This window comes from Enterobacter cloacae complex sp. OE43NF, from assembly GCF_023544405.1.
GTDB classification, from domain to species: Bacteria; Pseudomonadota; Gammaproteobacteria; order Enterobacterales; family Enterobacteriaceae; genus Enterobacter; species Enterobacter cloacae.
In genome coordinates this window covers 1-4,315 of record NZ_JAMJFW010000100.1, presented here as the reverse complement: position 1 = coordinate 4,315, position 4,315 = coordinate 1, and the positions used below count along the sequence as shown (strand labels likewise).

At 57.6% G+C, this 4,315-nt stretch carries 3 protein-coding genes; all 3 read right to left on the bottom strand.

Translation table 11 applies throughout. The features are described from left to right. Positions 1–72 precede the first annotated feature (72 nt). Positions 73–552 (bottom strand): Cys-tRNA(Pro)/Cys-tRNA(Cys) deacylase YbaK, encoded by a 480-nt coding sequence (gene ybaK, locus M8370_RS22890; protein ID WP_010428207.1) that lies wholly within the window; start codon positions 550–552, stop codon positions 73–75. A 199-nt stretch (positions 553–751) separates the two neighbouring features. After that, positions 752–1,546 carry a TraB/GumN family protein gene (locus M8370_RS22885; RefSeq protein WP_149896823.1) on the bottom strand — a complete coding sequence of 265 codons (795 nt, stop codon included), beginning with the start codon at positions 1,544–1,546 and terminating at the stop codon, positions 752–754. 148 nt (positions 1,547–1,694) lie between these two features. Next, entirely contained in the window at positions 1,695–4,193 is a 2,499-nt protein-coding gene (gene copA / locus M8370_RS22880) for a copper-exporting P-type ATPase CopA (RefSeq protein ID WP_250021816.1), read from the bottom strand. Positions 4,194–4,315 lie beyond the last annotated feature (122 nt).

The window sequence follows — 4,315 nt, the reverse complement described above, 5'->3', positions numbered from 1 at the left end:
CGCGAACACAAAAAACGGTAACGTCTGTTACCGTTTTGCTTTTACCTCGCAGCCGCCACCCGGCTTTTTCTTTTAATCCCTGCGCGCAATATCCGCAAACTTCGCATCCAGCATTTTGGCCAGATCGCCTGCGGCCAGTTCGATATCCAGCCCGCGCTTGCCGCCGGAAATATAGATGGTTTCAAATTCCTGAGAAGGGGCGTCAATCAGCGTTGGCAGGCGTTTTTTCTGCCCGAGCGGGCTGATCCCGCCCACCAGATAACCCGTGGTGCGTTGCGCAACCATTGGGTCTGCCATATCTACCTTTTTCGCTCCCAGCGCTTTGGCCACTTTCTTCAGATCCAGTTGACCAGCCACGGGCGTGACCGCGACGGCGAGATGCTTCATATCGCCATTCACGGCCACCAGCAGCGTTTTATAGACCTGGTCGGCGTTCAGCCCCAGTTTGCGCACCACTTCATCACCAAAATTGGTTTCGTTCGGATCGTGATCGTAAGTGTGGATCCGGAAAGAAATTTTGTTTTTTTCGAGTAATTTAACGGCGGGAGTCATAGCTATCCTTCTTACGACAGACAATTCATGCTGACAGCATACGCCTGACGTTTGTCTAAAAAATAGCACCATCTTGCGCAATAGTATTGGCAGTGATGGTCACTTTGAGCGACAATCGGCTCAACCGAAGGTCTCCTTCGGCATAATAAAAACGATGAAATTCCTCTTTGACGGGCCAATAGAAATATTGGCCATTTTTTTATTTCAGCAGCGACGGCAAATTTCCTTCTCCGTACAAATGTAATGCCCCCACCGCAACCACGTAATGCCCGGCAGGTAACGCATGCAGCGTCTGCCGCCATGCCGCATTGCGTGCATTCATCAGCACATCATACAGCGATTCACTGAACGTCGACGGCAGCGTTAATTTCCCCTCAGCAGGCGGGGCATCCAGCCACCAGCCAATCATGGTTTGCAGCAGACGGGCGTTGGTATGCCAGTGCGTTAGCGTATCATCAAGAAGAATGAGACCGTCATCAGGCAACTGGCGAAGGAGGGCAATCTGACTATCGGTACCTTCCAGCTCAATGATCGGCAGACGGTGTGCCCGAGCCGCATTCAGCAGCTGGTAATCAATACCGTAATCACCGCGCAGGCCCAGACGCTGCGCCTGCGTCGCCTGCAATATCATGGCAATTTGCCAGAGCGGCAGGGTGTCCAGCATGGAGAGCGATACGCCGGTTTCATCCGCCACGCGCGTCAGTTCGGCGAGCTGAGCCTCGTCCAGACGGTCGGCCAGGGTCAAATCGCTCTCCAGCCCGGCAAAGGGAGACTCGTGGCCTGAAATATCCGCCTCAACCACCAGCGCATCGGCCTGCTTCAGGAGGGATAACAGACCAGAGGGCAGCGGGGACATATCCTGCGTGCCCATATGTATGCTGCCCACCAGGTGCAGATGCTGACCGCCGGGGAGCGAAATATCCATTCCGGGCCAGGTATAACGGCGGGGGAAGAGGGCGCGAAACGATGTTTTTATACGGCGAAACAGACTCATACGCGCTCCATAAACGGAAAGGTTCATGCTAACGCGTGGGGCAGGGCGGCGCAACAGGTGAACGTCGGCACGTTTCGCAGGCCTGATAAGCGCAGCGCCATCAGGCAAAAAAGCCGGGTGGCGCTGCGCTTCCCCGGCCTACAACGTATTACGCTTTCGGTTTAAAGCGCAGCAGACGGTTGGCGTTGCTCACCACGGTAATGGAGGAGAGCGCCATCGCTGCACCTGCGACCACCGGGTTAAGCAGCGTACCGGTCAGGGGCCACAGAATGCCGGCAGCAATCGGGATACCGAGCGAGTTATAGATAAACGCACCCAGCAGGTTCTGCTTCATGTTGCGCAACGTGGCTTTCGAAATCGCCAGCGCATCGGCAACACCCATCAGGCTGTGTCGCATCAGTGTGATAGCTGCCGTCTCAATGGCAACGTCGCTCCCGCTTCCCATGGCAATCCCCACCTCTGCCTGTGCCAGCGCCGGCGCATCGTTAATACCGTCGCCAACCATCGCGACCTGGCGCCCCTGTTGTTGCAGCGTTTTAATGGCGTCCGCTTTACCGTCCGGCAGGACACCGGCAATGACTTCATCGATCCCCGCCTCTCTGGCGATGGCGTTGGCCGTGGTTGGATTATCCCCGGTTAACATCACCAGGCGGTAGCCCGCGCGGTGCAGTCGTTGTAAGGCATCCACACTGTCCTGACGTAACGGATCGCGCACGGCCAGCAGGGCCGTAATTTGACCGTCCACCGCGAGCAGCACAGGGGTTGCGCCCTGTGATGCCTGGGCATTCAGTTCACTTTCCAGCGCTGAAGTTGCTATGCCGTTTTCATTCATCAGGGCCTGGTTACCCAGCAGCAGTGTGTGCCCTTCGGCCTCACCGCTGACGCCTAATCCGCGCAGGGTGCGGAAGTTGTTCACCTGCGGCAGGCTGGCCTCACCGGCTTTCTCAATGATGGCTCGCGCCAGCGGGTGGCTGGAGCCTTGTTCCAGGGCCGCGGCAAGACGCAGTGCATCTGCCTCCGCGAAGCCTGAGGTATGCACGGATACAACCTGCGGTTTACCTTCGGTCAGGGTACCGGTTTTATCAAAGACCAGCGTGTCGAGAGTGCTGGCGCGTTGCAGGGCGTCGGCATCACGTACCAGCACGCCAAATTCGGCGGCGCGGCCCACGCCGGAGATAATCGACATCGGCGTCGCAAGGCCGAGCGCGCAAGGACAGGCGATAATCAGTACCGTGGTGGCGATCACCAGGGTATAGACAATTTGCGGCGCCGGGCCGAAGAAATACCAGATAGCCGCGCTCAGCAGCGCGATGCCCACTACTACCGGCACAAAAATGGCGGAGATTTTATCGGCCAGCTGACCTATTTCAGGCTTACTGCTCTGTGCCTGGCGCACCATGCGGATAATACGGGACAGCGTGGTATGGCTCCCCACCGCACTGGCGGTGAACAGCACGCTGCCGTCCTGCACCACCGTACCGGCATGCACGCCATCACCCTGTGATTTCTGCTGCGGAATGGGTTCCCCGGTGAGCATCGCTTCGTCAAACCAGGCTTCGCCCTGCGTAATGTCTCCGTCCACGGGAACGCGGTCACCGGTGGTCAGACGCAGCGTCATACCGGGCTGAACCTCGGCCAGCGGAACGCTTTTTTCTCCGTCGTCAGTGACCACGCGGGCGGTCGGGGGGGTTAAATCCAGCAGCCGTTCCAGCGCCTTTGAGGAGCGCTGACGGGCACGCGCTTCCAGCATATGGCCCAGGTTAATCAGGCCGATGATCATCGCGCTCGCTTCATAATAGAGATGGCGGGCTTCCATCGGGAACCACTGTGGCCAGACGTTCACGCTCATGGAGTAGAGCCATGCCGCACCCGTGCCGAGTGCCACCAGCGTATCCATGGTTGCGGTGCGGTTTTTCAGGCTTTTCCAGGCGCTGGAGTAGAAATGTCCGCCTGCAAATACCATTACACCAAGCGTAATGATACCAATGACCAGCCACAGCGTGCGGTTGTCGTCGGTGACCATCATGTTGTCACCGATCATGCCCCACACCATCACCGGGATGCCGACCAGCAGCGCAACAATGGCCTGCCAGCGGAAGCGTTTCATGGTGGCGATAGCCGTTTCCTGCTGGCGTTCGCGGCGTTTGGCATCATCTTCGATGGCCTCTGCGCCATAGCCCGCTTTTTCAACGGCCTGCACTAATTCTGCGGCGGAGGCACTGCCCATGACCAGCGCTGTACGCTCCGCAAGATTGACCCGTGCCTGCGCGACTCCGGGTACCGCCTGCAAGGCATTTTGCACCCGGGAGACGCAGCTGGCGCAGCTCATGCCGTTGATCAGCAGCTGTTGGCTGTCATCGATATCATCAGCTGCCGGAAGCTCAGGAGTGGCCGCTGTCAGTGCTTCCGACGGGGATGATGACTCTGCCAGCGGTTTAGCCTTTGGGTGGCTCAGCTCCGCCCCATAACCTGCCTGTTTGATGGTATCAATCAGCGCTTGCGCACTGGCGCTGCCGGTGACGGCGGCGTGATCGATAGTGACGTCAGCGCTTTCGACATCAGGACGCTGTTCCAGACTTTCTTTAACGCGTTTGACACAGTGGCCGCAGGAGAGGCCGTCCAGTGTCAGGTCAATTGTGTGAGACATAACAAAACTCCCGTATAATGAACTGGTCAGTTGTTGACCGGAGTAACGCTTTTCGCTAACTGTTATGAAGGTTAAACCTTCCATCAAGGGGAAGGTCAAGAATTTAAATCGCTGATTGAAAG

Excerpts from the sequence above, each read along its gene's own strand:
- copA (WP_250021816.1), bottom strand. The coding sequence starts at position 4,193 with ATGTCTCACACAATTGACCTGACACTGGACGGCCTCTCCTGCGGCCAC.
- ybaK (WP_010428207.1), bottom strand. The coding sequence starts at position 552 with ATGACTCCCGCCGTTAAATTACTCGAAAAAAACAAAATTTCTTTCCGG.
- M8370_RS22885 (WP_149896823.1), bottom strand. The coding sequence starts at position 1,546 with ATGAGTCTGTTTCGCCGTATAAAAACATCGTTTCGCGCCCTCTTCCCC.